Here is a 24,974-nt window from a genome sequence, read left to right as displayed (position 1 = left end):
AGGGGTGTATGAAAGTTGATGCAGATAAAGTTTAAAAATATAAAATGTTTTCGGCTTGTCATCTTGATTTTTCTCATTTTATTAGTAGCGTGCAATTCTCCAAAGGACAATATAAAAGATTCATACAATCAGAATAAAACAACAGCACCTTTTTCAAAAAAAGGCATCCTGCTAAGAAAAGGGGAGACGAATTTACTTCTTATAAACAATAAAACGCCATTAAAAAGCGATGATTCATTGAAAACTCATCTTCTTATTGAAAAGTATAAAAATGATCTTATCGTTATGGATTTAACAAAAGTAGATTCTAAAGAGCTGTCACAGGGTCAAACGATTGAGGTTTGGTTTGATGAGTTACAAGAATCGTTTCCTCCTAAAGCAACGGTCGAAAAATATAAAATCATGATGGATAAGTAGGGAGCAGGGGGGCAGATTCTTTCTATCATAAAAAAGGAGAAAAACTTTAGAGTTTTTCTCCTTTTTTCAAATTATGCTGTTGGAAGTCCCATCACAGCTTTCACTTCTAAATATTCCTCGATCCCAAAGTCTCCCCATTCTCTTCCGATACCAGATTGCTTAAAGCCGCCAAACGGGGCAAAGTAATCTGTTTCGGCATTGTTAATGGTAATTTGACCGGCACGAATATGTTCAGCTACATATTTTAATGTTTTTTCATCTTTTCCAACCGCATAGCCAGCAAGGCCGTATACTGTATCATTGGCAATCTCAAGGGCATGATCCAAGTCTTGATATGTGATCACACTCATGACGGGTCCGAATATTTCCTCTTGCGCAATGGTCATATCATTTTTCACATTTGTGAAAATAGTATGCTTGGCGAAATATCCTTTGTCTAGTCCGTCCGGCTTACCAGTTCCCCCAGCAAGCAGGTGAGCACCTTCTTCAATTCCTTTTTCAATATAAGACTGCACGGTATCCCATTGCTTTTTGGAGACAAGCGGACCAGTGGCGTGATCTTCTCGCGGATCACCAACTGTAAACTTCGGCAGAGCATTCAGCAGCGCTTTTTCAAATGCGTCTTTCATTGATTCAGGAATCAGCACACGTGTAGCTGCGGAACATACTTGACCTGTATTCATCGCAATATGATGAACGGCTGTTTCGGCTGCCTCATCCACATCTGCATCATCTAAGATGATAAGAGGGGATTTCCCGCCGAGCTCAAGAGCCACTTTCTTAATATTGTCTGCAGCATTTTCCATTATTTTAGAACCGACAGCACCTGATCCCGTAAATGAAACAAAGTCAATATCAGGGTGTGAGCTAATGCCGTCACCAATGACATCACCAGTTCCGTTAACTAGGTTGAAGACGCCTTTCGGTACGCCAGCTTCATCAATGATGTCTGCAAGAATCATTGCGGCAAAAGGTGTAATTTCCGCAGGCTTTAAGACAACTGGTGAGCCTGCTGCAATGGCACCCGCGATTTTAAGTGATGTTTGATTTGTTGGGAAATTCCAAGGTGTAATCAATCCGCTGACACCAATCGCTTCTTTTATAATAGTGTGTCCGCCGCGGTCCTCAGTAAATGTATACGATTTAAGTGCTTCCGCTGCTTTAGAAAAATGTTCATGTCCCATTTTGTAATGAACCTCTTCCGATACTTTCAGCGGTGCACCGAGCTCTTGTGTCATGACTTCAATTAGTTCATCCTTACGCTTTTCGTAGCCGCGCACAATGTTTTCCAGCATCTTTACGCGTTCATTTCGAGATGTTTTTGAGAAAGAAGGAAAGGCGGCACGAGCAGCTTTGACTGCCTTATCTAAATCTTCTTTTGTACCTAAACTAATGGTGCCAATGACTTCCTCTGTAGCAGGATTGATGACTTCCGTCGTTTCGTTTCCTGTTGATGCGATCCATTCTCCGTTAATAAAATGTTTCTCTTGATTTCTCATTCTGACATGTCTCCTTTTTATATGTGATTCCATTCAATATTCTGTTTTCAGGTGATATAAAACTGTACCCACTGTGAAAAATCTAAAACGATGCAACTGTAAAAGAAAAAGTTTCTGATATAATACGCAAAGTGGGACATATGTCCTTTTCAACATCAGGGCATCTATCTTTTAATGGAACTAGACTGAAAAAGAAGGAGCATTTGAACGAATGAAAGGTGTTATTTTCGCTTTATTAGGAGGCGCTTGTATTACACTGCAAGGCGTAGCAAACGCAAGGATCAGCCAGGATATCGGGACATGGCAGGCGGCAACCATCACGCAGCTGACCGGCTTTATGATCGCACTGATCATTTTACTGATCGTACGTGACGGACACTTCAGGGAATATCAAAAGGTGCAGCCGCTTTATTTAGTAGGCGGTGCATTTGCAGCCATTATTATTTTCAATGAAGTGACTGCGATTCAAATGATCGGTGTCACACTGACCATCGCTGCTTTACTCATTGCTCAGCTTGCTTTCACCTTTGCAATCGATGCAAAAGGATGGTTTGGTGTACAGAAGAAGAAAATGAAATGGCAGCATTATGCAGGAATTCTATTGATGATCGCAGGCGTAATCATTTTAAAGCTATAAAGGAGGGCGTCAGATGGAGGAGCTTCATGATGAATCTCTATTTTCCTCTTATCTCAAGGCACATGAATTAGAAAACGTCTTTCATCAGAAACTCATATCACACGTCAGCTTATGGCGCTATGAGCAAGGTGAGCTGATTTGTTCAAAGGGAGATCAGAGGGAGCACTGTACTTGTTAGTAAAAGGAAAATTAAAGATTTTCACCACCACAAAAGAAGGAAAGACCTTCATTCTTTGTTTTAAACATCCTCTTGAAGCGATTGGAGATATTGAATACGTTCAGCAGACTGATATGGTCAATACAGTGGAGGCTGTCACAGAAGTACATATGCTAAGGATTTCTCATCAAGCGCTCATGCGCCATGCGAAGGATGACTCCCGCGTGTTAACCTTTTTACTAAAGGGCATCACAAACAAATTTTATACGAAATCAAACGATTTGAGCTTCCACCTTTTATACCCTGTAGAGGTCAGACTCGCAAGCTACTTATTGTCTGTGTTAACAGGGGATAACAGCGCGAGCGCACTGCGTCTTACTGATGCGGCGAGCTTAATTGGTACAAGCTACCGTCATATTAACCGGGTGATTCAGCAATTTTGTGAAAAAGGGCTGATAGAGAGGCGAAGAGGGAAGATTACGATTCTTGACCGGGAAGGACTCTTAGAAATAGCGGAGCGAAACATTTATGAATAGAAGAAATGAAGGGATTCAGACATGATCATAGGAATAGGATTAGCCATCACGGCTGGCGCACTCGTCAGCTTACAAACCATTTTTAACAGTAAGGTCAATGAGCAGACAGGCTCTTGGTCAACGACCACTCTCGTTCTAGGTATGGGCTTTATTGCTTCACTTTTGATGGGTCTTTTGGTAGAAGGAACCGGCATGTTTCAATTAAGACATATGGAAGCGTGGTACTGGATTAGCGGAGCCATTGGAGTAGGGGTGGTCATCTGCCTCGTTCAAAGCATCAAACGTCTCGGTCCGACTTATGGAATCTCGATTGTCCTGATTTCACAGCTCGGCTCCGCGCTTTTGTTCGATTCGCTTGGCTGGCTTGGGTTAGAAAAAGTGGAATTTTCTCCCGCAAAACTATTAGGTGTCATTGTGATTGTTGCGGGGATCCTGGTGTTTAAATTGACCAAATTGGAGTCAGCAGAAGAGGATCAATCAGAAGAAAAAGGGCTGCCACAAGAGTAAGCTGCCCTTTAGATCAACCGCCGCCATAGAACAGTTATCGCGGATAAACCATTTAAAAGGAGCCTTTTCATCAAAGGCTTTTTTTTCTGCCCATAGGACTCCGCTTTATAGGCTGCTTTGTCCTTCGCGACAAGTATACTATAGGCGATTTTACGTTCTATTGCCTGAGTAAGTGATAGCGCAAAAGGGGCACTATCAATGACCAAAATTGACTCTGTATTTAAAAAACTAGACCTCGCATCTAAATTATATGTGCCAATAATACTTAAATAATCATCAATGACCATTGATTTCGCATGAATGGAATACGGACCTTCATATTCGTACAAATGAACGCCTGTTTTCATCAGTTCCTTTTTCGTGCTTAAGTAACCTGCAAAAGCTAACGGATTTGGCGTCGCTGTAAGAGAATTCGTGACAACTGTCGTTTGAATCCCGCTGCCTAAGGGAGTGAGGCCGTCTTTCATGGGTCGTGTGGGGATGACATAAGGCGTCTGTATGAGCACAGAACGCTTTGCCCGATGAGCTAGATCGTTTAGTTTTTTGAGCACAAGAGGACGCTTATTGAAGCGCTCCACAGGATTTGTAAAAAATGCAATCTGCTTTACTGAGGTGCCATCTGCTGCCCAATTAAAGGACGACATCACAAAAGGTTCTTTCGCATGCACTGCCTCCTGATAGGATCTAAGCAGTTTCTTTCTTAGTTTTAAGCCTTTCTTTGCTTTTTGTTTAGAGAACACAGCTTTTGTTCTTTTCGTAAAGTCATGATTCCATAAATAAACGAAGTATTGCTCCATTTCATCTAATACTTTTCCTTTTTTGTCGTTATAAAGCAGCACATCGCGGTCAAATGCAAAGTCTTTCGGCGGCTGATCTGCAAAGTATTTATCACCGATATTTCTTCCGCCCATCACAGCCACTCGGCCATCTGCCAGCAGCAGCTTATCATGAAGGCGGTTATGCCACGTCCATGGCTTAAATAACCGAAAAGGCTCATAAAAACGAATGGCCATGTTCGGGTGATTTGCCACGGCATATCGTAAATCTTTTAGCGGTCCACGCAAACTGTGGCAGATGCCGTCTAAAAGCAGCTGAACTTTCACCCCTCGATCAGCAGCTTCAATTAAAGCACCTAGTACCCATTCGGCTGTTTTTCCCTTTTGAATGGAATAATAACTTAGGCGGATCATCCTCTTTGCCTCACGAATCATTTGGATTCTGGCCTGACCGGACACAAATCCATCGTCAAGAAGCATCACTTGATTTGTGCCCTGATCGTCTCCTGAGATCGAAGAGGCTTTATAGATACAATGTTCTTTGCATGTTTTTTGGATCGGTAAATAAAACAAAACAAATGCGGTCAAAAAGACATAAACGACATAGAGAAGGATCAGATAAAACAAAAGATGAAGCATACGGATCAGCTCCTTTCACATAGACACAACTTTTCTTTAGTTTATGTCAAAAATAAAATTTCACTCATTTTCGCCTTTCATCTAAATACATGACAAAAGAATCATCTTGTTTTTATTGGGCATTTAATTATAGTATGAAATGAATAAGGGGGAATCGATTTGAATGAATCATTATTTAACATCCCAAGTGATGTATATCAAACGTTAAGTGAAACAGAACGATATTTACTCAATTATATTCACCAGCATTTAGAGGATATCTCCACCTTATCCATTGTCACTTTAAGCGAAAGAGCCAATGTATCAACGGCCACGATTGTCAGACTGATGAAAAAAATTGGCTATAACGGCTATACATCCTTTAAATATCGATTGAAACAAGAAAAGAAAATGACAGATGCAAGCGACCAGCTCAAAAATATTGATGAAGACATCAAACTAGCAATTCGGAAAAATGAAGAAGAGGTTTTAAAAACGATACAGCTGCAAAGTATTGGACAAATTGAAGATGCCGTTCAAAAAATACATAATGCAGACAAAATTTATATTTTCGGCAGAGGCTTCTCAGAGATGATTGCCAAAGAGATGACCATCAAATTACAGCTCATCGGGAAAACATGTGAAGTACACGACGATCCGAATATCATTCGGCTGAAATCGCGAGACATTGAAAAAAGCGAGCTTGCCATCTTTGTTTCATTAAATGGCGAAACAGCTGAGCTTGTTGAAGCGTGTCAAAACCTCAGTATGAAGCAAGTCACAACCATTACGGTGACGACAAGAATAGATTCTACATTAAGCAAAATATCAGATATGACACTAGTCGGATATAAAGGGGAACAATCTTTCTTCCCAGATTATGAAGTCAGATCCCGCCTGTCTCTTCATGTCATTGCCCGCATTTTACTCGATGCCTATGTGATCCGAATGAAATAACCAATAAGAAAGCCTTCGAGACTTTGATCTGGAAGGCTTTTTCTCATGAAAACCTTTACACATTCTGAAAACATTTTCACTGAATCGTATGAGATACTTTCTTTAGAGAAAAGAAAGAAGGTGAAACCAATTGATTTATACCTGCACCTTAAATCCTGCTATTGACCTATATATTGCATTAAAAGAAATGCGGGCAAATGCAGTCAATCGCACAGAAGATGAAGATTATCAGCCGAATGGAAAAGGCGTGAACGTGTCAATTATGCTAAAGAAATATGGCTTCACCAGCACTGCACTAGGATTTATTGCTGGGTTTTCAGGCTCTTATATTGAACAATCTTTAAAGGATCTCTCCATTCAGACCGATTTTATCTCGGTTGAAGGCATTACACGCATTAATGTTTTTATTAATACGACAGAAGAATACAAGCTCGTGAATCAAGGCCCAGCGATTGAAGAAAAAGCGCTTCACGCCTTTCGTGAGAAAATTGCGGCTATCCCGCAGGGAGGCATCCTTATCATGTCAGGCAGTCTGCCAAAAGGCGTTCCTGCCAGCATTTTTTCAGAAGTAGCAGCTATTTGTCATCAACAGAAGGTCAAGTTCATTTTAGACACAAGCTCAGCAGCAGTTCTTGAGACGCTTCAATACAAGCCGTATTTACTAAAACCGAATGAAGAAGAAATTGCTGCTTTTTTCGGTAAAACACATCCTTTGTCAGAAAAAGAACTCATTCAATCAGGAGAGAAACTCATTGAGATGGGTGCAGAGCAAGTGCTTATTTCCCGCGGGGGAGAAGGGGCTTTATTCATTACGAAGGACGCAGTGTTTAAAGGAAACGCACCAACAGGCACTGTCGTAAACACAGCTTGTTCTGGAGATGCAATGCTCGCAGCTTTTCTTAGTAAACATCTTGAAGGACATTCGCCTGAAGAATGCTTACGCTACGGCATTGCAACGGGAGCATCCACTGCGTTTTCAAAAGGCTTAAGTGATTTACATGATATTGATTCATTGATTGAGCAAGTACACATTCAGAAGATATAAGGGGGAATAACACATGAGCCGTAAAAAAATTGTCGCTGCAACCGGCTGTCCAACAGGTATTGCACACACATTTATGGCAGCTGAAGCATTAAAAATCGCTGCTGAGCAGCTAGGGGTCGACATTAAAGTCGAAACGCATGGTCAAGTAGGAATTGAAAACGCTTTAACTGATCAAGACATTATGGAAGCAGATGGGGTCATCGTGGCAGCCGATAAAGATGTGCATACAGATCGTTTTCACGGTAAACCACTCATTGAAGTGCCTGTAGCCAAAGGCATTCGCACACCTACTGAGCTGATTCAGAGCATTATAAATGGAGATGCTCCCGTTCATCAAGTGAAAGGAAGAGCTTCTGGAACAGAGAAACCATCTGCTCCTTCATCCTCTCAACAAAAGTCGGCAAATAAATGGATACACACTATTTATAAGCACTTAATGAACGGTGTATCACACATGCTGCCATTTGTTGTTGGAGGCGGTGTCTTAATTGCCCTTTCTTTCTTATTTGGTATCTACTCTGCTGATCCTAAGCACGAAACGTATCATCCATTTGCTGCCTATTTGAAAAGCATTGGCGGACTTGGCTTCAGCTTAATGGTACCAATTTTAGCAGCATTTATCGCTGATTCGATCGCTAGACGCCCGGGGATGGTCGTCGGATTTATAGGGGGTCTCCTTGCAAATGATGGAGGTGCTGGATTCTTAGGCGGTATTATCGCAGGTTTTGCAGCAGGATATATCATTTTATTGCTTCAATTCTTGCTTCAAAAATTACCAGCATCACTTGATGGATTAAAATCAATTTTCATCTATCCTGTCATCGGTATTTTCTTAATTGGGGCTGTCATGACCCCGTTGTTAGTTCCAATTACAGGGCTAAATAATTCCTTAATGGACTTTCTTTCATCTGTACAATCCACTAATCCGCTGCTTTTAGGCTTAATTGTTGGAGCAATGTGTGGATTTGATATGGGCGGACCCTTTAACAAAGCAGCCTATGTCACAGGAACGGCTTTACTTGCAGAAGGTAACCTTTACTTCATGGCAGGTGTGTCAGCAGCATGTATCACACCGCCGCTTATCATTGCGATTGCCACAACGATTTTCCGAAAACATTTCACGCCACAAGAACGAAATGCAGGGGCAATCAACTATATTCTAGGAGCGACACATATTACAGAAGGAGCCATCCCATTTGCGGCCAAAAACCCGGTCGTTGTCCTGCCAATTATCATGTTTGGTTCCGCCATCTCTGCTATATTGACGTATCTCTTTGGCGTACAGGTTCCAGCTCCGCATGGTGGATTCCTTGTTCTTCCAGTCGTCACAGGTGCATTCCAATGGGTGCTTTCCATACTAATCGGCTCACTCGTAGGTGCGATTCTCTACGGACTTTACCGTAAAAAAATAGACAACCCCGCAGTTTAAAACGGAGGAGGAGAAATGATGGAACATATCTATATGAATCTTCACGAAACAGCTTCTTCACAGGCTGGCGTGTTCGCAGCCATTGCTGACATTGCCTACAAAGCAGGTATTTGCACCTCACCAGAGGATGTCAAAAAAGGGTTAGCGGAAAGGGAAGCACTGAGTACAACCGGATTTCAAGATGGATTTGCCATTCCGCATACTCAAACAGAAGCCATCACGAAACCAGCACTTGTGATCGTCCGCACGGAAACAGGTATTGAATGGGACGCTTTTGATGGGAAGCCTTGCTTTTTCTTCTTATCCTTACTGATCCCTAAAAGTGAAGCAGGGACGACTCATTTAAAAGCTCTTTCAGCCCTTTCACGAGGCTTAATGGATGAAACGAAACGTCAAAAACTGCTGGAAACAAGAACAAATGAAGACATGCTTGCTGTATTAGAAACGGATATTTTAACTAGAGAGGATGTTTGATCATGCCTTTACTTTCAACAACACCAATGCTTGAGGCTGCGAAAAAAGAAAAATACGGAATTGTGGCATTCAATGTACACTCCTTTGACAGTATCTATTGGGTGCTCGAAACTGCTGCAGAATTAAAGTCACCTGTGATTTTGCAAACAACGGTTGGAACGGTTCAATCTCTTGGAGCAAAAGCAATTGCAGATACAGTGAAGGCGGCGGCTGATCAATATCAAATCCCAATCGGTCTTCACCTGGATCACTGCACAGACTTTGATGTGATTCTCACCTGTATCAGGGCTGGATATACATCCGTTATGATCGATGCATCTATGCACTCATATGAAGAAAATGTACGCCGCACAAAAGAAGTCGTGGATCTTGCCTTAAAAGTCGGTGTAAATGTCGAAGCAGAGCTAGGCAAGGTAGGCGGTGTAGAAGATGATATCGTCGTTGACGAAAAGGATGCTGAAAAAGCCGTTCCATCAGAATGCCGCCAATTTGTAGAAGAAACTGGGGTGCCTACTTTAGCGCCTGCGATTGGTACTGCCCATGGCATTTATAAAGGGGTGCCGGATATTGACTTTGACCGCATTGAACAAATTGCTGCGCTGGTCGATGTACCACTTGTCCTGCACGGTGGTTCCGCTGTACCAGATGAGGACGTCAAGCGATGCGTTGCACTTGGTATGGCAAAGGTGAATGTCTCAACTGAACTGAAAAATGCATATTCCGAAGCGATACGTGATCATTTCTCAAACGAACCTGAAAGCTTAGATCCGCGTATGTATTTACAAAAAGCAAAACAAGCAGCGAAAGACATGGTCCAATCGAAAATACGAATCGTTGGCAGTGAGGGCAAAGCCCATCCGTTATATCAATAAAAAAAAAGCAGAGCCGCTAGGGACTGACCCCCGTTTTTGAGACAGGGATCAAAACACCTTTATACAGCCAATTGCCGATAGTTGATCGGTGATTGGTTGTTTAGTTTTGTTTGAATACGAATGTTGTTATAATAATAAATGTATTCTTTGACAGTGCGTTCTACGATGGTGGTCGTAGTTCGATCAATGCTGTTAAGATAGAACGTTTCAGACTTTAGCGAGGAATGAAACGATTCGATGGAGGCATTATCAGCGGGCGTCCCTTTACGGGACATGCTCATGGTAATGCCTTTTATATGAACAGCTTTCTGATACTCGTAAGATGTATACACAGAACCTTGGTCGCTATGTAACACACAGTTTTCAGGCAGTGCTGGGAGCTGATCAAGTGTGTTTAAAATAAAGTCTGTGTCCTGCTTATCACCAATCGTAAACGCAATCACTTCTCCATTATATAAATCCAATATACTGGAAAGGTACAATTGTTTCTGTCCATAAGGCAAATACGTGATGTCCGTTACTAGTTTTTCAAGAGGGCGATCAGACTGAAAGTTCCGATCCAGTATATTACCAGCCACAGCATAGGGCTGCCCATTTTTCTTACGCTTTTTCATTTTAACCCGGCACTGCCACTGGTTTTTCTGCATGATACGTTGAACAGTTTTATGGTTAATAAGCATTCTCACTTTTAGTAAGGCTGTGATTTTTCGGTATCCATATCGATACTTGTGCTCTCGGCACAACGTGCCGATTTGTTTCTCTAGTTGTCTTTTAGAATGATTCTGATTCAGATTCTTTTTCCATCTATAGTACGAAGCGCGTGAGACGCCTAAATGGACACAGATGTCCTGTACTGTCATTGTTTTGCACAATTCTTCTACCAGTTTGATTGACGTTTCCTTATCAACTTCCTTTCCAATTCGTTGTACTTTTTTAAAACTTCATTCTGTTGACTCAGATAGCGATTTTCTGCCTGCAGTCTCTCTAATTCGGAAGAGTACTCGGGACCCTTTCTATGGGTATATTGTTTTCCAACAGGCTGTTCGAACCGGTGTGTATCCCCAGCCTTATGCCACCTCACCCATGTCTGAACCTGCGTTTTATTTTTGATATTCAATTCCCGCAAAATCTCTTTCATTGATACGCCTGCCAATCTCATTTCTACAGCCTTCTGTTTGACTTCAACCGGATAACTCACTCTTGTCCCCATAGAAAAAACACCTCCATGTTTTATTTCGGATCACAACGATCCGTTTTCAAACTTGAAGGTGTTTTTTATTTGTCTCATCTTATGGGGTCAGTCCCGCTATCGCTCTGCTTTTTCACATTATTCGTTTTCTTTCATTTCATTAGATGTGCGTACCCGTGCATTTCCCATAAATACGACCGTAATCGCCGCAAGTGCAATCGGGAATAATGCAAGCAAAAATACGTACGTAATACTTTGTGACATCGCATCGATGACTTTATTTAAAATATCAGTCGGAATTTGTGAGCGGGCACCTTCTTGGAAAATAGCCTGTGGATCGCTTATTTGAGAAGGGGCTCCTTTCATTCCGCTAAAGGCATCAGCTAAACGATTTGCCAGCACATTGGTTTGAATCGTTCCGAAAATTGTTACACCGAGCGTCATTCCAAGTGATCTCATAAATGAATTGGTCGAGTTTGCACTGCCTCGGTAACGCGGCTCAAGATCATTCATTGAAGCTGACGGCAGAAGGGAGAAGCTGAACCCGACGCCAAAGCCTGATATCATCATAAAGAGTGTGAGCCACAGTCTTGCTGTATCTGGTGACATATTGGCAAGCAGCAGCATCCCAGCGAAAAATGAAATGACAGAAATAGTCATAAGACGTCTGAAAGGCACTTTCGTCTGCATCGTTCCGCCAATCATACTGCCAATGACTGATCCAATCATCATCGGTGTTAAAATGAACCCTGCACTTGTCGCAGATTCACCGTACACCGCCTGCACGAAAATAGGAATAAAGACAGCAAGAATAATAAATGTCCCGCCATATAAAAACGCCAAAATTTGAGATGTTGAAAATAATCGATTTTTAAACATCCAAAATGAGATAATCGGCTCCTCAGCCTTACGCTCAACAATAAAGAAAATCGTACCGAACACAAGAAACACAGCAAAAAGTGTGAGGATTTGCAGCGAATCCCAAGCATAAGATTTACCGCCAAGCTCAAGCGCGAACATTAAGCTGACAACCGCAACGACAAGTGTAATAGCACCTGACCAGTCGATTTTCTGCTTACGATGTTCAAGCGATTCCTGATAGTATCTGGCGATCAAGAAGACACTGACAATACCAATTGGCACATTAATATAGAAAACCCAATGCCAGCCGATCGAATCCGTAATAATAGCACCTAAAAGCGGTCCGAGTACACTTGATAAACCAAAGACTGCTCCAAACATACCAGACATTTTTCCGCGCTTTTCAGGCGGGAAGATGTCGAAGATAATCGTAAATGCGATCGGAAGAAGTGCACCGCCCCCAAGCCCTTGAATGGCTCGGTAAATAATGAGCTGATCCATCGTTTGTGCGATACCGCACAGCGCTGATCCAATTAAAAAGAAAATAAGTCCAAACAGAAAAAAACGCTTTCGACCATACATATCAGAAAGCTTTCCGTAAATAGGCATTCCCGCCATCACTGCCACCATATAAGAAGCCGTCACCCAAGCAAATTTATCAAAACTGCCTAAATCTGCTACGATGCTTCCCATTGCTGTTGCAACAATGGTATTGTCCATCGCTGCCATAAAAATCCCTAACAGCAAACCGATGACAACAAAGCGAGTGGATGCCTTGCCTTTATCCACCTGATTCATTTCATTTACCTCCTGCTTACGTTCTCTCATTATTTTTGCTATGATCAACTTAACCATAAAGTAAGAGAACATTTATCTTGATGATCAAGATAAATTGATTTTAAAGGGAGGAGAACAAGTTGTCAATAAAGAACGAGGCTGAAGACAGAGCAGCCCAGATCATACATACAATGAGGCGGCTCGCCACACGAACCGTTTTGTTCCACCAAGCGGCCGCTCAATCGCTCGGCCTTTTTCCAACAGATCTCAAATCCGCCGATTTATTAAACGAACTCGGTCCTCTCACAGCAGGAGAATTAAGTGAAAAAACAGGTCTTAGCTCAGGTGCGGTGACAGCTCTTATTGACCGCCTTGTCAAAGCGGGCTACGCCAAAAGAGAAAAGGACCCAAAAGACAAACGAAGAGTCATCATTGTTCCTCTAACAGCGGGGAAATCACAGGTAAAAGAACTCTTTCGATCCTTATCAACATCAACGAAGGAACTCACAAATGAATACAAACCAGAAGAATTAGATTTAATTATTCAATTTATAACTGAAGCAGCAGATATTATGGAGCAAGAGCTGCAATTGCTGAAGTCTAAATTGTAAAAAGTACACTGATGCGGGTGTGCTTTTTTAAGTGCATTCCTAATTCATGTAGGGATTGCCTCGACTAGTGACATCTTCCTTACCGTGGAAGTGCTCTATAACACTTTTTTATAATGGAGTAGCTCAAAAAAATGTTCTATTTAAAAGATTGTTCTAAATATCGCATCATAATTATTACTGACAAAAGTGGAGCTAAAGTATTCTATTGAAACATTGTTCATTTACATAATAAGTATTGTTTTTGTGTCTTAATTCCTATTTAATGACAAACTTTGTATTGGTAAAATTGACCTTGTCAATGAATAGGAAGGAGTGACTTCTTCTGGGCAAGATACTTGATGCAAAAGCACTAACCAGTGCCATGGACACAAGGGCAAAACACTATCAGGAACTCCGCGAACAAATGGTAGATTTAAAAAAGGCATTACAAGGTGTTGCCAACCTCGGTGATGACTTCACTGGGAAAGGTGCCGATAACATTAAAAGCTTTTATAAAGAGCTGGCTGGAAATGTAGACATGTTTATCAGCTTCATTGATAAGCAAAAAGCCTTTCATGAAGGTGTTTCTGGGACACTGGATGATACGAGTTTTGGCGGCGATACCTTTATAGAAGAACACTTTTTAGACAACGCAGTACATATGGGTATCAAGAATGCCAAAAGCATTGTAAAGGATCAAAAAAAGGCACTCAAAACGATTTTTCAAGACATTGATGACCTCATTTCCCTAGAGGTATTTGATAGCCAAACCTTTGATGAAAAAATAGAAGATGCGGAAGATGAACGAAAAAAGACGGTCAAAGAACTAAGAGAGCTTGATCAAAATTTAAAAGATGAATATGCTTTGTCAGAGACGGAGCAGCAAGCTACAATGGCATTGTACGCTGAAATGATGAATGCGACAAATGACGGAAAAGCGATTTCGCCTATGAATTTTGACAAGAAAGCGTATCAAAATAGCGAAATCTACAAGGCAAAAAGCGATATTGAGAAGCAAACTTCTGAATATCTGAAAATCAAAAAAGAACAAGAAGAAGCCCGAAAGATTGCGAAGGAACAAGAAGCGCTCGCCAACCGCCCTTGGTATGAAAAAGCCCTCGATTATGGTGGAAACATCGTGAATGAACTGACCGGCGTGAACGATGCAAAACGTGCCGCAACGGGCGTTGATCCAATCACAGGCGAGGAACTCACCGCAGGCCAGCGAGTCGCGGCAGGTGGTATGGCAGCCGCAGGCTACATCCCAATCGTCGGCTGGGCAGGCCGCATTTTCAAAGGCGGAAAAGCTGTCTATAAAACGACCCAAGCCACATCAGCCGCAGTCAGGGCAGTCGATATCTACAAGACATCACAAAAATCCTTTGACGCCCTGAAAACATCTCAAAAAGGTTTATATGGCCTCACCGCCACCAACGGCTTCAGCGAAGCAATTACAGGCCGAGACATGTTTGGAAACAAGATCTCAAAAGAACAGCAGGAAGCAAGTATGAATGCGGCGCTTGGAATGCTTTTGCCGTTTGGAGCGAAAGGGTTTCATGGTAAAATGGGGATTAAGGGTAATAAGATAGATTCTGATACAATAAAAAAATATATTAGAGATATAGAAGGACGAACAGGTAGAGAGTTACCTAAAAAACAAACAGAGAAGTTGAAGGAAGCCTTAAGAAATAAAGAATATAAAAAAATGACACCAATAGAAACAGCTAAGCATAGAGCAGAATTTGATAAAGTAAAAAATACAGTAATCAAAAAGTGGGAAGAAAATACTGGGCAAAAGTGGCCTGAGTATAATGAAAATGTTATTTCAGAAAAAACAGGTAAAATAATTAGGAAAAAAGGAGATAAGTATGATGCTCATCACATAATTGAGAATACATTTGGAGGAGAGCATGAATGGTGGAATATGCATCCTGCAAAATTCCCAAATGAGCATCAAGCTGGTATTCATGGGAAAGGTTCACCAGCAAACGAACTATTTAAAGGAGGTAAAAAATAATGGGATACGAATCTTTGAAGGCAAATCAAGAAAATAGTTTTTATCCAGTAACCGAAAATGAAATAAAAGAGGTTGAGAAGGAACTTGATTTAAAATTTCCTAAAGAGTTAGTTAATTTTTATATGGAGGTTGGCTACGGGTTTATTAAAGGTTCAGAGTTTAATAACAATCGTATTATGGATCCTTATTCCGTCAGAGATTTTCGATTAAGAGTTAATGATTTTGAGTTTTATCCTGATATAGAAATCTATGATGAATTTGAAAATAACAAACTAATATTTTTTGAAGGTAGTGAATCAGCTTTAATGTCAATTGAATTGAATGAAAAGAATAGCAGTCCGGTTTACTATTATGATATTCAAATTGCGACTTCTCTTGAAGAATTTTTAAGAAAAATAGAAGAAAATGATAAATATTACTTGGAGTTACTAGTTGATTAAAAAATAAAACGCATACCTTGATTGGCTAAATGCCTTTCAAGGTTTTTTACTTTAATTAATATTAAACTACCCTGATATTTGAATGAGTTAATAAGAAAATGACTAGTTTGAGAATCAAGACCATGATGATAGTACCATCAAGGAAGTGGGTACAATAAACAGAAAAACATCCTCTAATAATGCATAGAGAATGCTGCTCTGTTTAGAAGAGGAAATAATTTTAATTTATTTGTTTCATCAGATTCACAAATTCGAGTTCAATATTCCCCTTTAATTTTAAAGAATGACCCACGAATCGTTCCAGCAAGTTTAGACTTCTGCCTAGCAAATTTAAATTTCCCTTCTAATTCCTTTGGTACTTCCATACCTTCAGAAAGCTTAAAACCAACAGCACGTTTTTTCGGATCATCCACTGTATACAGGACGTTAATTGCAAGACCATCCTCATAAAAAACGTAAGTCCATTTGATATTTTCCACTTGAAAACTTGCCGTTTCTAAAGGTTTTGCTGCAAACTCTAGTTCACGTTCTTCTTTTAACACTCGGTTCACATAATCAAGGGTATCCTGACTTTCGCTGGCAGGTAATACTGTAAATTCATGCTTATATTTGTTCATAAAGTAACGAGCCTCATTAGCTCGTAAGCCAGCAAGTGCTTCTGCTACAGGTGAAGACTCTAAACCAATCGTAGACACATTTTTAAAATCAACGATATAGGCCATTTCTATCCCTCCATATCCTTCTTATTTTCCTACAACAGGAATCCACATCTCACCAAGTAATAAGTCGTTTCGCTGCCCCATCTCTACCACTGCATTTGGTCCACCAACATAGGCGAAATTCTTTGCTTCAGGCAAGACTTGACCAAATGCAATACCAGTAAGAGTTTGATGCAATTCATCAGCGGTTTTAGCTTCCCCTTTCACGATTAGATATTCCCCTTTAGGAAATTGAATCACTCTGTCCGCTTCTGGTAACGATTCCTCTGTCATGACCCCGACATAATGCATCAGCTTGTTATTTACCGCTTCGTTTACGATAAAAATATAGTCATTTGAGGCAATGGCTTTTAATGTGTCAAGCTTACCTTCTTGTGTGACTGCTTGCCAAAAGTCTGCTTTTTCCTTCGTGATGCCCGCATAGTCTGTGTAATGACTCTTAAGTTCAGTTCCAATACCTAACACGTGAAAGCTGTCTTTTTGTTCTAATATATAATCTGCCATATTCAACACTTCCTTTTGAAAAATTGATCAAATGTTTTTTCTTTTCACTTGATAAATATATAATAGGCTTAAATCATGTCAAAAAATGATACTGTTTAGGGGGATCAGATGAAAAAAGTTGAACGGATTAATACCATCATGCGGTATATTAACAACCGCGCCAACTTTACAATTTCTGAAATCATGAGAGAATTTCATATCTCTCGTTCGACAGCAATTAGAGACATCAGAGAAATTGAAGCTATGGGGATGCCGCTTGTCGCTGAAGTCGGAAGGGACGGGGGATATTTTGTGATGAACAATTCCGTCCTGCCAACTGTTCGTTTTACCGATAATGAAATTAAAGCTCTTTTTATTGCCTTTATGGCCACAAGAAACCAGCAACTCCCTTATTTAAAGAGTCGACAGTCTTTAGCTGAAAAATTACTAGGACTCATCTCAGAGACCCAGCAAGATGACCTTGTTCTGTTAAATCGCCTCTTGCTATTTGAAGGGACTAATCCGAATAATCCTGATCTGCTTGATTTGACAGATCTCCCTCATCCCATGTTAGAAAAATTAATCCAACTGCTTATTTTGGATCGATATTTACTGATTACCATGAGAGAGGAGAAAGTGATGAAGTCCTATCCTATTTACCTCTTGAACCTTTATCGTGAAAAAAGCCTTTGGCTGATTGAAGGCTTTGATTTAAAGGAAGAGAAGAAACGGATTTTGCCTGTCGACAACCTCACAGATGTTGAACCTTGCTCTACAAAAAATAGATTAAGCAGGAAAAAGATTTTAGAAAAACTAAGTAAGCAGGAGGAAGTAATCAACCTTGTCCTTGAACTTGGTCCAAAGGCAATTGCACTGTTCAAAAAATACCATCCTTTCAAAATGTCAATTTCTTATACGAATCCTTACCAAACTACAGCCATTTTAAAGACTTTTATCGATGTTAATCATTCAGAAGAAATAACGGAAATGACAAATTGGCTACTTTTCCTAGGCAATGATATTAAGGTCCGGGAAATGCCTGTAGAAATCAAGAAAAGTTTACAAGAGAGACTACTCCTATATTGTCCATAATCAATGCTGGTTAGACCTCATGGTAACCGTACCATAAGTAAATAGTTTTTTTAGAAAGTGCCTTTTCCTAACTGGGAAGGCATTTTTATATTGTAGAGGGATCTAACTCCTTTATATTAGTTTGAACCATTAACTCTAGAGAATTTATCTAAAAGTCCTTGTGCTTAATTAGCTAAATGTTTACATAGATAAACCTATTAATAATTGCAAGTAATCAACAGTTATAAACAAAATTTTAAATTGAATTAAAAAAACATATATTTCACTTATGGCTATTTCTTCTTTAACATTAAGGTACATTTATGTTACAAAATAAAGTCAAGGAGGAGTAGCTGAGTGAATAATTCATATGATGTTATCATTGTTGGCGGGGGTAATGCGGCTTTGTGTGCTGCTATTAGTGCGCATGAAGGAGGGGCAAATGTACTTGTTCTTGAAAGGGCACCTGTGGAAAAACGTGGAGGAAATTCATATTTCACAGATGGTGCAATTCGAGTAGCCTATAACAGATTAGATATGTTAAGAGAAGTGCTCCCGGATTTGACAGATTATGACTCAGAACAAATTGTAATGCCTCCTTATACAGAGGATGATTTCATGAATGATTTGATGAGAGTGACTTCTGGTAAAAGTGATATCAAATTAGCCCGCCATTTAATTTCAAAATCTTTTGAAACTATTAAGTGGATGTATAAAAACGGAGTAAAATTTGAATTAAATTATGATAATCAGTCATATGAAAAAGAAGGAAAACGGCATTTTTGGGGTGGTTTACCTCTTAAGACTTCTGGAAAAGGTGTTGGCCTCATCAAACAACTTTATCAGCGTGTTGATCAATTAGGAATAAAAGTGGAGTATGATGCCAGAACGGTTGATTTAATTAGTGTTGATGATGGGGTAACGGGTGTAGTAGTTGAAAAGAACGGTGAGTTAGTTCAAATTTATTCTAAGACCGTCATTCTTGCATGTGGTAGTTTTGAAGCAAATAAAAAGATGAGAATCGAATTCCTGGGTAAGGAATGGGAAGGTGCGATTGTCAGAGGTACGGAATATAACACTGGAGACGGCTTGGATATGGCAGTGAAAGCTGGTGCTTCTAAATATGGAGATTGGGGCAGCTGCCATTCTATAGGCACTGATTATAATGCTCCAGCGGTTGGTGATTTTAACAAGCCTGGCGATATTTACAAGAAATCCTCTTTTCCACTTGGCTTAATGTTTAATTTGGAAGGGAAGAGATTTGTAGATGAAGGAGCAGATTTTAGGAATTATACGTACGCTAAATATGGAAGAGAAATTCTTAAGCAGCCCGGTCATAAAGCATTTCAAGTATTTGATGCCAAAGTACATCCATTATTACGCGATGAATATACTTTGGACGAAGCTACCTGCTATCAAGCTGATAGCTTAGAAGAGCTTGCAGACTTAATGAAAATCAGTAAAGAAGTGTTTAAAGATACGATACAAGAATATAATTTGTCCCTGCAAGAAGGAGACTATAATCCTTCCATTAAGGATGGAAAGGGGACTGTAGGGATAACGCCACCAAAAACAAATTGGGCGCTGACAATAGCTCAAGCACCTTATTATGCTTATCCAGTAACATGCGGTGTTACCTTTGCATTTGGCGGTCTTCGAGTGAATACAAATGCAGAGGTCTTAAATTTTAAAAATAAACCTATCAAGGGTTTATACGCAGCTGGTGAGATGGTAGGGGGTATTTTCTATGAGAACTATCCAGGTGGTTCAGGTTTAATGTCTGGTTCAGTATTTGGGAAAACTGCTGGTTTCAATGCTGCATCATTTCTAAAACAACATGCATAGAAATAGGGTAAGGGGGACTCTTAAAGAGTCCCCTTTACCTATTTGATATGCTCTCTGCATGTAAATCAGCACGTATACTTCGTGTTATAAGGTTCGTGTAGGATGTACAAAATAAAGTATTATTCAATTTAACAAGAACACATCTATAATTATAATAAACTTAGAAAGGATGACCACTATGGATGAAAAAGATTGGATTTTACTTGATATCCTTTACAATGAGCAAAATTTAACAAAAACAGCGGAAAAGTTGTATACATCTCAGCCCTCAATTACTTATAGATTAAATAAGATTGAGGAAGTTTTTGAGATTAAATTGTTCAACAAAAGACATAAGGGAATTACCTTTACTGTAGAGGGAGAGCATTTAGTTTTCTATGCACGAAGAATGTTAAAGGAACTGCAGGATACCAAGGATCAAATCGTTAACTTAGGAAAAGAGGTACAGGGACACTTAAGACTTGGCGTTTCCAGCAATTTCGCACAATATAAGCTCCCAAAATTACTTAGAGATTTTTCCAACATGTATCCCAATGTCCAATTTAGTGTGCAAACTGGATGGAGCACTGATGTCATGAAGTTATTAGATGCAGGTATTGTACAAGTTGGAATAATTAGAGGGGACCATCGATGGAAAGGAGAGAAGGAGAGGCTTACAAAGGAAAAATTACTAATCATCTCTAGAGATCCCATTAATATAGGACAGCTTCCTTTGTTACCATTTATAAAATATCAGACTGATAATTCTTTAAAGACTATTCTCGATGATTGGATGTACGACAATCTAGTCCTGCAACCAAACATAGCTATGAAAGTTGATCGACATGAGACATGCAAAGAAATGGTGAAGCAAGGGCTTGGGTACTCGATAGCACCCGAGATTTGCTTAAGAAATTCAGATAAACTATATACAATGGAAATATATGATACTAAGAAAAAGCCATTAACTAGAGATACTTGGCTCATGTATGATCAGAAATCTACAGAGACTAAAACTGTTAAAGCATTTATTGAATTCCTAAGAGGAGAACAAGTTTCATCTGTATTATGACATCATTTTGTATTTGTTCTTAAAAGACATTCTTTTTTTTGAAATCGCATTCACTCGATGCAACGGTAGGCATGGGCAGGAGGGAAAAGAAATTAAAAGATGATAAGAAGTGAAAAAACCTTGGCTGGCTTTATATCATTCAAGGTTTTTTGCGTTTATTGGTTCGCAAACACGCAAAAGAAGACAAAAAACCCTTTGTATACAAGCCTGAAAGCACACTCAAATGGTGTGTTTTTCTTATGAAAAGAACACACAATCGCTGCACAGCACGTGCTGAAGACATTTGGACTTCTTTGATGCATGTGAGTTGATTAGACTTATAAGCAAAGGGAAAGAAAGGAGGAATTCCAACTGTACTTAACCAAAAGGGGCACGACGTTACTATCTATGCTGCTTCATACGACATCTTATCTATCAATAGAAGATTTGCAGAATCGAATGAACGTTTCGACTCGAACCGTTTACGCTGAAATCAAGCGAATGAACAGCTGGCTGGAAACTCATCAGCTTAGTGGTGTGCAGCGAAAAGGCCAACTTGGCTATTATTTAAATCCTCATGAAAAAGAAGTCATTATTCAAAAAGCTGATACCATTCTTGTTGGTCACGATTATGAACCATGTGTAAAGGAACGAAGGGCTATCTTGCTTTTAACCATTGCATGCAGCGAGCATTGCCTAAGAATAGATGATTTTATGAAGATGACAAAGGTGAGCCGAAATACATTACTCGAGGATATGAAACAGCTAAAAGAAGCGCTTTCAAAGCAGGAGATCACACTCCGCTATCAGGCAGCAAGCGGCTATGTCATTTCAGGAGACGAAAGGGCCATTCGATTGGCACTCAAACCTTATATACATTTCATTCGCACCATGATAAAAAACGAAAAAACGTTTCCGTCGTTTTGGTTAAAGGGACCTATTTCATCCAAACGGGTACACCATCTCCTCCAGCAGTCAGAACAAGAACTTAAGCTTGAATTTGCAGATGAGATGCTGGATCAGCTCTCTTTGGATCTCTTTTTTTACTTCAAGCGGATGAAGCTGGGGCATGCTGTACACATTTCAAACGAAGAAAAGCGAACATTGCAGGAAACAGAGGAATGCTTGGCGGCTATTCGTTTCATGGCGCAGATTCAAAAAGAGGCCAGTCTCATTGTTCATGATGATGAGATCTATTTTCTTAGCACCTTATGGCTCAGTGCCAAAAAACAAAAACTTCCATCAATAAAAAAACCAGAAGAACATCTCATTCGCACCATCGCCAGACAAATGATATTTGACTTTCAGCGATATGCTTGTATTTCCTTTCAAGAACCAAAAGCATTGGAGCAAAACTTAACAATGCATTTAATCCCAGCCTATTACAGGCTCATCTATCACATTAGTATGATCAACGAACTGACGGATTCTATAAAAAAAGCACAGCCAGAAGTGTTTGAAATCACTCAAAAAGTTGCATGTCATTTAGAAAAGGCGGCCTGTTCAAAGTTGAGTGACCATGAAATTGCATATCTCGCCATGCATTTTGGTAGCTGGATGAAAAGAGAAGGAATTTCATCCATTGCCAGGCGTTCTGTATACATTGTCTGCGGAGAAGGAATCGGCACAAGTAACATGCTGAAAACTCAGCTTCTCGAATTAATCGGCTACATTGAAGTACGCGGACTGTTATCAAAGCGTGCATATGAAGAATTAGCAGCAGTTGATGCAGATTTCGTTGTGTCCACAACACCTATTTCGTTTAAAGGAAAACCAGTTCATCTCGTTCATCCTATTTTAACTGCCTATGAGAAAAAAACATTACTTCAATACGGAAAAGGCTCAGAAACGAAGATTGACGAGAAGCATGTAAACGCTTTATTCAACATCATTCAGCAGCATACCATCGTACAAAATAAACAAGCACTGCTTCATGACATTCGGGAGCTGCTACATCCCACATATGTATCCTATCAGAAAGGGTGGAACCCAGTGTTAAATGATTTATTAACAGAACAAACCATCAAGCTCCACCAAACAGCAGACACATGGCAAGAGGCGATTACAAAAGCGGCGCAGCCTTTACTTGATCAAAATGCTATTAAACCAAGTTATGTAGAAGCCATGATACAGTCTGTTCATCAAAATGGTCCTTATATTGTCATTGCACCACAAGTGGCCATCCCACATGCAAGGCCCGAGGATGGCGTGAACAAATTGAGCATGACGCTCATGTCCTTCAAACAGCCCATTTCGTTTTCAAAGGATGGAAAAAAGCAGGTGCGGCTTGTCATTGTGTTAGCTGCCATTGACAGCATGAGCCACTTGAAAGCACTCAAACAGCTGACCATGCTGTTAAGTGAAGAGAAACGCACGAAACAATTGATGGAAGCAGAAGATTTAGCATCGGTTCAAAAACTAATTGATCAATTTTCACAAGTATAAAGGGGGAGTAAGAAAATGAAAAAAATTCTTGTTGTATGTGGAAACGGGTTAGGAAGCAGCTTTATTGTAGAAATGAATGTCAAAAAAGCTTTAGAAGAATTAGGTCTTAAAGCTGAAGTGGATCATACCGATCTCAGTACAAGTAAAAATGAACAAGCCGACCTTTATATCGGAGCAGCTGATATTATTGACCAGCTGAATGACGGCACAAGAAATGTGGCTGGCTTAAACAATTTGTTAGACCAGGAAGCCATTAAAGACGTCCTTCGTCAACACATTTAAGTCATGAAAAGGGGGGATTCACATCATGATAGAACTGATCATGAACGATATATTGGGCACACCTGCCATTCTCATCGGTTTGTTTGCACTAGCCGGTTTACTTTTGCAGAAAAAATCAGCTGCAGACACTGTGTCAGGCACCTTGAAAACAACCATGGGTTTCTTAATATTAGGGGCGGGCGCTACAGTCGTCTCTGATTCACTTGGGGTTTTTCGAAAGATGTTTGAAGCAGCCTTTCACATTCAAGGGGTTGTCCCAAATACAGATGCTATGGCCGCCATTGCTCAAAAGGAATTCGGTACACAGACAGCACTTATCATGATTTTTGGTATGCTGGTCAATTTGTTACTTGCAAGATTTACACCCTTTAAATATGTCTTTTTGACTGGTCACCACACGTTGTATATGGCGGCGATGCTCGCCGTCGTTCTCTCGACAGCCGGCATGCACGGGTGGCTGCTCATCTCTACTGGCTCCATGATATTAGGGGCAGCTATGGTCATTGCACCCGCAATCCTTCAACCGTTTACGAGGAAAGTCACCGGAAGCAATGATCTCGCGCTTGGACACTTCAGTACTTTCGGTTATTTTACTGCGGGAATGATCGGCAAATGGGTTGGATCTCCAGAAAAATCAACGGAAACCATTCAAGTGCCTAAATCACTCGGTTTTCTAAGAGATACATCTGTTGCCATTTCGATTACGATGGCTTTACTGTTCTTTGCCATTGCACCGTTTGCAGGAATTCCTTTTATTGAAAAAATTAGCGGGGGCACGAACTTCGCTGTCTTCATTCTCATTCAGGCGATTACGTTTGCTGCTGGTGTGTACATTATTTTAGCAGGGGTACGGATGGCCATTGGCGAGATCGTGCCTGCGTTTAAAGGGATTGCCGATCGATTCGTGAAGGGGGCAAAGCCGGCACTTGATGCGCCAACTGTTTTTCCATTTGCGCCAAATGCGGTCATTATCGGTTTTTTATGCAGCTTTGCAGGAGGCATCGTATCCATTTTTCTTTTACCTTTATTTGGTTTAACTGTCATTGTCCCTGGACTTGTCCCGCACTTTTTTTGCGGTGCTACAGCAGGGGTGTATGGCAATGCAACAGGAGGGGTTAGAGGTGCTGTCGCTGGGGCCTTTGTAAATGGATTGCTTCTTTCCTTTTTACCTGCCTGTTTATTACCTGTGTTAGGAGCCCTTGGCTTTGAAGGGACAACGTTTGGAGATACAGACTTTGGTATTATCGGAATCTTGATTGGATTGATCAAGTTTTTATTTCAGTTGTAAAAAGGAGGCGCCT

Annotated in this window: 23 protein-coding genes and 1 pseudogene; 18 read left to right on the top strand and 6 right to left on the bottom strand. The window is 40.3% G+C overall.

Features of this window, described 5'->3' with window-relative positions; all coding sequences use genetic code 11:
• The first annotated feature begins 18 nt into the window (after window positions 1-18).
• Complete coding sequence (locus MHI23_RS09355; protein WP_157834346.1) at window positions 19-417, top strand: DUF3221 domain-containing protein; 399 nt, start codon at window positions 19-21, stop codon at window positions 415-417.
• 71 nt (window positions 418-488) lie between these two features.
• Here MHI23_RS09355 and MHI23_RS09350 read toward each other — a convergent pair whose 3' ends face one another.
• Complete coding sequence (locus MHI23_RS09350) at window positions 489-1,916, bottom strand: aldehyde dehydrogenase family protein (protein WP_342492458.1); 1,428 nt, start codon at window positions 1,914-1,916, stop codon at window positions 489-491.
• 211 nt (window positions 1,917-2,127) lie between these two features.
• On the opposite strand from MHI23_RS09350, the gene MHI23_RS09345 reads away from it, so the two are divergent.
• The 3 genes and pseudogenes from MHI23_RS09345 (at window position 2,128) to MHI23_RS09335 (ending at window position 3,753) form a co-directional block, all read left to right on the top strand.
• Window positions 2,128-2,553 carry a DMT family transporter gene (locus tag MHI23_RS09345; protein ID WP_024425673.1) on the top strand — a complete coding sequence of 142 codons (426 nt, stop codon included), beginning with the start codon at window positions 2,128-2,130 and terminating at the stop codon, window positions 2,551-2,553.
• Between the two features lie 13 nt (window positions 2,554-2,566).
• Window positions 2,567-3,246 (top strand): annotated as a pseudogene (locus MHI23_RS09340) (cyclic nucleotide-binding domain-containing protein).
• 21 nt (window positions 3,247-3,267) lie between these two features.
• Complete coding sequence (locus tag MHI23_RS09335; RefSeq protein ID WP_135033250.1) at window positions 3,268-3,753, top strand: DMT family transporter; 486 nt, start codon at window positions 3,268-3,270, stop codon at window positions 3,751-3,753.
• 8 nt (window positions 3,754-3,761) lie between these two features.
• Here the strand turns inward: MHI23_RS09335 and MHI23_RS09330 are convergent, their stop codons facing one another.
• Window positions 3,762-5,168 (bottom strand): phospholipase D family protein, encoded by a 1,407-nt coding sequence (locus tag MHI23_RS09330; protein ID WP_252050491.1) that lies wholly within the window; start codon window positions 5,166-5,168, stop codon window positions 3,762-3,764.
• Between the two features lie 159 nt (window positions 5,169-5,327).
• Here MHI23_RS09330 and MHI23_RS09325 point away from each other — a divergent pair, with 159 nt between their 5' ends.
• From MHI23_RS09325 to MHI23_RS09305, 5 genes are all read left to right on the top strand, one after another.
• Window positions 5,328-6,104 carry a MurR/RpiR family transcriptional regulator gene (locus MHI23_RS09325; protein ID WP_024425669.1) on the top strand — a complete coding sequence of 259 codons (777 nt, stop codon included), beginning with the start codon at window positions 5,328-5,330 and terminating at the stop codon, window positions 6,102-6,104.
• 130 nt (window positions 6,105-6,234) lie between these two features.
• Window positions 6,235-7,149 (top strand): 1-phosphofructokinase, encoded by a 915-nt coding sequence (gene pfkB, locus MHI23_RS09320; protein ID WP_024427779.1) that lies wholly within the window; start codon window positions 6,235-6,237, stop codon window positions 7,147-7,149.
• Window positions 7,150-7,162: 13 nt separating this feature from the next.
• Window positions 7,163-8,578, top strand: coding sequence for a PTS fructose transporter subunit IIBC (locus MHI23_RS09315; protein WP_024427780.1), 1,416 nt, complete (start codon window positions 7,163-7,165; stop codon window positions 8,576-8,578).
• A 15-nt stretch (window positions 8,579-8,593) separates the two neighbouring features.
• Window positions 8,594-9,052 (top strand): fructose PTS transporter subunit IIA, encoded by a 459-nt coding sequence (locus tag MHI23_RS09310; protein WP_024427781.1) that lies wholly within the window; start codon window positions 8,594-8,596, stop codon window positions 9,050-9,052.
• A 2-nt stretch (window positions 9,053-9,054) separates the two neighbouring features.
• Window positions 9,055-9,924, top strand: a complete 870-nt coding sequence (locus MHI23_RS09305) for a class II fructose-bisphosphate aldolase (protein ID WP_024427782.1) — start codon at window positions 9,055-9,057, stop codon at window positions 9,922-9,924.
• Between the two features lie 59 nt (window positions 9,925-9,983).
• Here MHI23_RS09305 and MHI23_RS09300 read toward each other — a convergent pair.
• Window positions 9,984-11,134, bottom strand: a protein-coding gene (locus MHI23_RS09300) for an IS3 family transposase (protein ID WP_149125941.1) whose coding sequence is annotated in 2 segments (ribosomal slippage) — window positions 9,984-10,861 and window positions 10,861-11,134 — 1,152 coding nt in all. Because the reading frame shifts where the segments join, the coding sequence is not laid out codon by codon here.
• A 117-nt stretch (window positions 11,135-11,251) separates the two neighbouring features.
• Entirely contained in the window at window positions 11,252-12,772 is a 1,521-nt protein-coding gene (locus tag MHI23_RS09295) for an MDR family MFS transporter (protein ID WP_342492457.1), read from the bottom strand.
• 170 nt (window positions 12,773-12,942) lie between these two features.
• Between MHI23_RS09295 and MHI23_RS09290 the strand changes: the two genes are divergently transcribed.
• The 3 genes from MHI23_RS09290 (at window position 12,943) to MHI23_RS09280 (ending at window position 15,798) form a co-directional block, all read left to right on the top strand.
• Window positions 12,943-13,362, top strand: a complete 420-nt coding sequence (locus MHI23_RS09290) for a MarR family transcriptional regulator (protein ID WP_342492471.1) — start codon at window positions 12,943-12,945, stop codon at window positions 13,360-13,362.
• A 322-nt stretch (window positions 13,363-13,684) separates the two neighbouring features.
• Window positions 13,685-15,358 (top strand): T7SS effector LXG polymorphic toxin, encoded by a 1,674-nt coding sequence (locus MHI23_RS09285; RefSeq protein ID WP_342492470.1) that lies wholly within the window; start codon window positions 13,685-13,687, stop codon window positions 15,356-15,358.
• Window positions 15,358-15,798: an SMI1/KNR4 family protein gene (locus MHI23_RS09280; RefSeq protein ID WP_056766693.1), complete on the top strand. Its 441-nt coding sequence runs from the start codon at window positions 15,358-15,360 to the stop codon at window positions 15,796-15,798. The genes MHI23_RS09285 and MHI23_RS09280 overlap by 1 nt, the downstream gene beginning before the upstream one ends.
• A gap of 257 nt (window positions 15,799-16,055) precedes the next feature.
• On the opposite strand, the gene MHI23_RS09275 is transcribed toward MHI23_RS09280, so the two are convergent.
• Window positions 16,056-16,520, bottom strand: a complete 465-nt coding sequence (locus tag MHI23_RS09275; RefSeq protein WP_024425197.1) for a hypothetical protein — start codon at window positions 16,518-16,520, stop codon at window positions 16,056-16,058.
• Between the two features lie 21 nt (window positions 16,521-16,541).
• The gene (locus MHI23_RS09270; protein WP_025093191.1) at window positions 16,542-17,021 is read right to left on the bottom strand and encodes a GyrI-like domain-containing protein; all 480 of its coding nucleotides are present in this window, start codon (window positions 17,019-17,021) and stop codon (window positions 16,542-16,544) included.
• Window positions 17,022-17,129: 108 nt separating this feature from the next.
• On the opposite strand from MHI23_RS09270, the gene MHI23_RS09265 reads away from it, so the two are divergent.
• The 6 genes from MHI23_RS09265 (at window position 17,130) to MHI23_RS09240 (ending at window position 24,961) form a co-directional block, all read left to right on the top strand.
• Window positions 17,130-18,092: an HTH domain-containing protein gene (locus tag MHI23_RS09265; protein ID WP_149126587.1), complete on the top strand. Its 963-nt coding sequence runs from the start codon at window positions 17,130-17,132 to the stop codon at window positions 18,090-18,092.
• Window positions 18,093-18,428: 336 nt separating this feature from the next.
• Window positions 18,429-19,916, top strand: a complete 1,488-nt coding sequence (tcuA, locus tag MHI23_RS09260) for an FAD-dependent tricarballylate dehydrogenase TcuA (protein WP_342492456.1) — start codon at window positions 18,429-18,431, stop codon at window positions 19,914-19,916.
• Window positions 19,917-20,094: 178 nt separating this feature from the next.
• Window positions 20,095-20,967 carry a LysR family transcriptional regulator gene (locus MHI23_RS09255; RefSeq protein WP_111927454.1) on the top strand — a complete coding sequence of 291 codons (873 nt, stop codon included), beginning with the start codon at window positions 20,095-20,097 and terminating at the stop codon, window positions 20,965-20,967.
• A gap of 351 nt (window positions 20,968-21,318) precedes the next feature.
• Window positions 21,319-23,391 (top strand): BglG family transcription antiterminator, encoded by a 2,073-nt coding sequence (locus MHI23_RS09250; protein WP_342492469.1) that lies wholly within the window; start codon window positions 21,319-21,321, stop codon window positions 23,389-23,391.
• Between the two features lie 15 nt (window positions 23,392-23,406).
• Window positions 23,407-23,673, top strand: a complete 267-nt coding sequence (locus MHI23_RS09245) for a PTS sugar transporter subunit IIB (RefSeq protein ID WP_024425192.1) — start codon at window positions 23,407-23,409, stop codon at window positions 23,671-23,673.
• 25 nt (window positions 23,674-23,698) lie between these two features.
• Entirely contained in the window at window positions 23,699-24,961 is a 1,263-nt protein-coding gene (locus MHI23_RS09240) for a PTS ascorbate transporter subunit IIC (RefSeq protein WP_044334557.1), read from the top strand.
• Window positions 24,962-24,974 lie beyond the last annotated feature (13 nt).

The sequence above is a fragment of the Bacillus sp. FSL M7-0003 genome (assembly GCF_038628485.1).
Taxonomy (GTDB): domain Bacteria; phylum Bacillota; class Bacilli; order Bacillales; family Bacillaceae; genus Bacillus; species Bacillus safensis.
The sequence above is the reverse complement of the archived record's forward strand: the minus strand, read 5'-3'. Positions and strand labels throughout refer to the sequence as shown.

Excerpts from the sequence above, each read along its gene's own strand:
- MHI23_RS09355 (WP_157834346.1), top strand. The coding sequence starts at position 19 with ATGCAGATAAAGTTTAAAAATATAAAATGTTTTCGGCTTGTCATCTTG.
- MHI23_RS09350 (WP_342492458.1), bottom strand. The coding sequence starts at position 1,916 with ATGAGAAATCAAGAGAAACATTTTATTAACGGAGAATGGATCGCATCA.
- MHI23_RS09345 (WP_024425673.1), top strand. The coding sequence starts at position 2,128 with ATGAAAGGTGTTATTTTCGCTTTATTAGGAGGCGCTTGTATTACACTG.
- MHI23_RS09335 (WP_135033250.1), top strand. The coding sequence starts at position 3,268 with ATGATCATAGGAATAGGATTAGCCATCACGGCTGGCGCACTCGTCAGC.
- MHI23_RS09330 (WP_252050491.1), bottom strand. The coding sequence starts at position 5,168 with ATGCTTCATCTTTTGTTTTATCTGATCCTTCTCTATGTCGTTTATGTC.
- MHI23_RS09315 (WP_024427780.1), top strand. The coding sequence starts at position 7,163 with ATGAGCCGTAAAAAAATTGTCGCTGCAACCGGCTGTCCAACAGGTATT.
- MHI23_RS09310 (WP_024427781.1), top strand. The coding sequence starts at position 8,594 with ATGATGGAACATATCTATATGAATCTTCACGAAACAGCTTCTTCACAG.
- MHI23_RS09305 (WP_024427782.1), top strand. The coding sequence starts at position 9,055 with ATGCCTTTACTTTCAACAACACCAATGCTTGAGGCTGCGAAAAAAGAA.
- MHI23_RS09295 (WP_342492457.1), bottom strand. The coding sequence starts at position 12,772 with ATGAATCAGGTGGATAAAGGCAAGGCATCCACTCGCTTTGTTGTCATC.
- MHI23_RS09290 (WP_342492471.1), top strand. The coding sequence starts at position 12,943 with ATGAGGCGGCTCGCCACACGAACCGTTTTGTTCCACCAAGCGGCCGCT.
- MHI23_RS09280 (WP_056766693.1), top strand. The coding sequence starts at position 15,358 with ATGGGATACGAATCTTTGAAGGCAAATCAAGAAAATAGTTTTTATCCA.
- MHI23_RS09275 (WP_024425197.1), bottom strand. The coding sequence starts at position 16,520 with ATGGCCTATATCGTTGATTTTAAAAATGTGTCTACGATTGGTTTAGAG.
- MHI23_RS09270 (WP_025093191.1), bottom strand. The coding sequence starts at position 17,021 with ATGGCAGATTATATATTAGAACAAAAAGACAGCTTTCACGTGTTAGGT.
- MHI23_RS09265 (WP_149126587.1), top strand. The coding sequence starts at position 17,130 with ATGAAAAAAGTTGAACGGATTAATACCATCATGCGGTATATTAACAAC.
- MHI23_RS09255 (WP_111927454.1), top strand. The coding sequence starts at position 20,095 with ATGGATGAAAAAGATTGGATTTTACTTGATATCCTTTACAATGAGCAA.
- MHI23_RS09245 (WP_024425192.1), top strand. The coding sequence starts at position 23,407 with ATGAAAAAAATTCTTGTTGTATGTGGAAACGGGTTAGGAAGCAGCTTT.
- MHI23_RS09240 (WP_044334557.1), top strand. The coding sequence starts at position 23,699 with ATGATAGAACTGATCATGAACGATATATTGGGCACACCTGCCATTCTC.